Source organism: Anaeromyxobacter oryzisoli, from assembly GCF_022690765.1.
In the GTDB taxonomy this organism is placed as follows: domain Bacteria; phylum Myxococcota; class Myxococcia; order Myxococcales; family Anaeromyxobacteraceae; genus Anaeromyxobacter; species Anaeromyxobacter oryzisoli.
In genome coordinates, this window is record NZ_JALCZA010000161.1 from 1 (window position 1) to 2,352 (window position 2,352).

1 protein-coding gene and 1 pseudogene are annotated in these 2,352 nt (G+C 71.9%); both read left to right on the forward strand.

The window, feature by feature from the left end:
- The first annotated feature begins 477 nt into the window (after positions 1–477).
- Positions 478–972 (forward strand): chemotaxis protein CheD, encoded by a 495-nt coding sequence (locus MNZ27_RS23120; protein ID WP_242396419.1) that lies wholly within the window; start codon positions 478–480, stop codon positions 970–972.
- Positions 973–1,660: 688 nt separating this feature from the next.
- Positions 1,661–2,352 (forward strand): annotated as a pseudogene (locus MNZ27_RS23125) (HNH endonuclease); the annotation flags it as partial.

Sequence of the window (2,352 nt, forward strand, 5' to 3'; positions counted from 1 at the left end):
CGGCCCCCCGGCCCGCGGCCGCCCTCGCGCCCGCGCAGCCCGCCGCCGGCGCTGCTTCGCGGCGCGGCGCGCTGGCGCCGCAGTAGGCGAGGATCGGGCGCGACACCGCATGGTGATCCGGGTTCGTCCCGTCACCGGCCTCTCCGTTCATCGTGAACCGATCTCCCGCGTCGGATCGTGGGCCAGGGGACACGGGAAGCGGGACGCGGCCACGGGGGATCGGTCACGGCACACGGGCACGGGCACGCGATTCACGCTCTCGCGACCCGAGGCCGGAGGCCCCGTTTTCCTGAGGCGCGCACGGTGACGGTCTACGGCACTCCCGGGGTCGCGTTTGCCCCATGCGCCCGCCCCACCCGCCGCCCGCAACCTCGCGAGATCACGGATCCACGATCCGTGCGTGGGCCCGCCTCGGCGCGGCACGCCCGATGTAAGGAGCCGTCCAGCGCCTCCGAGGCGTCGCGAGGACATCGACCGATGAGCACCTCATCTTCCGCCCTGAAGGCGACCGCCCCCGCCGGCCCCCAGGTGTACGTGCAGCCGGGTCAGGTGCACGTGTTCACGGAGCCGACCGAGGCGGTGGCGATCCTCGGCTCCTGCGTCGCCGTCTGCCTCTGGGATCCGTACGCCGGGGTCGCGGGGATGAACCACTTCCTGCTCCCCTCCCTCACCGGCGTGGGGACCGAGACGTGCCGCCACGGCACGCTCGCCATGCGGACGCTCTACGAGAAGGTGCTCGCGGCGGGCGCCCTCCCGCACCGGATGCGCGCGCGTGTGTTCGGCGGCGCGACCATCGGCATCCTGGTGGGCGATCCGGAGAACCACCTCGGCACGCGCAACGCGAAGCTGGCGCTGAGCACGCTGCAGGAGAAGGCGGTCCCGGTGATCCAGCGGGACGTGGGCGGCCCGAAGAGCAGGAAGCTCGTGTTCCTGAGCGGGACCGGCGAGGCGCAGGTCACGCTGATCGGTTGAAACAAGGGCTGCGGACAGTTGCACCGGAGGCTGCGCCTCCGCCCCGCCGCCCTGAGCCAGTCGAAGGGCGTCGGGGCCCCACTCCTGCTGCGCGGGGCCCGTGACCGCTCGCGCCCCGCTTCGCGGGCTCCGCTCGCGGTCCCGGCGCGGAGGGGCTCCGCCCCTCCCCCCGCCTGCGGCCTCAGGATTCAACACATCTCGGGCGGAGAGCAGGCCCGGTCGAGGAGGGGCCTTGCAGGCGAACGGCCCTGAATGACGAGCGGTCCGGGCTCAGGAAGATGGAAAGGCCGGGGCGTCACGGTGCCATGGAAACCGTCTGCGCAAGATCGGCCCCGAAGAGGCCCGCGTTTCACCGAGAGCGCAACGAGCCTTGGCCGGCGCCGTGGCCTCGAATCGCACGTCGCGCTACCGTCCGTTCGCGAGGCGGCCGATGGCTTCACGGTGAGTGTTGGATCGCGCTCCTTTCGCGGGAACCCACGTTTCACCATTCGGCGGTTGACGCGTTTTCCGGTCGGTGACGGTTCGCGAGCCTGGCTCGTCCGAAAAGGCCTCTCTCGCAGTGCCGGGCGGGCGCCGTACGCCGCGAGTTCGCGTGGTGCCGAGGCGCGAGGGCCGGCTTTCGTTCTCGCGCCTGGCGCTGAATGCGTGCGCCTGGGGAGGTCGCGAGATCGCATGAGACCATCGGTTCATGCACGCACGCGATCTTTCCGCCCGCCTCTCCGAGCTCCTCCGCCGCGAGCACGACTCCATGGCCGACTTCCTGGTCGCCCTCGCCGACTTCGATCGCCGCCACCTCTGGCGCGACCTCGGCCACGCGAACCTCTTCTCCTTCCTCCACCGGGACCTCGGCCTCTCGAAGGGCGCCGCGTTCTACCGGAAGACCGCCGCCGAGCTCGTGCAGCGCTGCCCGGAGGTGATCGAGCCGCTCAGGGACGGCCGCCTCTGCTTCACGAGCGTAGTCGAGCTCGCGAAGGTCCTCACCCCGGAGAACCGCGACGAGGTGCTCCCCCGATTCTTCCACCGCTCGAAGCGCGAGGCGCGGGAGGTCGTGGCGGAGCTGAAGCCGGTCGAGGCACCGCCGCGCCGCGAGGTCGTCACGGCGGTGCGCAGTCCGGCTCGTTCCGCGGCGGCCGTGGTGGAGCTTCCAGTCGCGGAAACCGACGCGACCGTTCGGGCGCAGGTACCTGAATCCGCCGCGCCGTGCGGTTGGCCAGCAGAACACCCCGATGCCAACTCTCCGCGCCCTGCGGCGCACACCCCATCTTCCCGCGAGGTGCGTCGCGAATCGGTCGAGCCGCTCAGCGCCGACCTCCGGCGGCTCCACTTCAACGTCTCCCGCCGGTTCCTCGAGAAGCTCGACGCCGCGCGGGATGCGCTCTC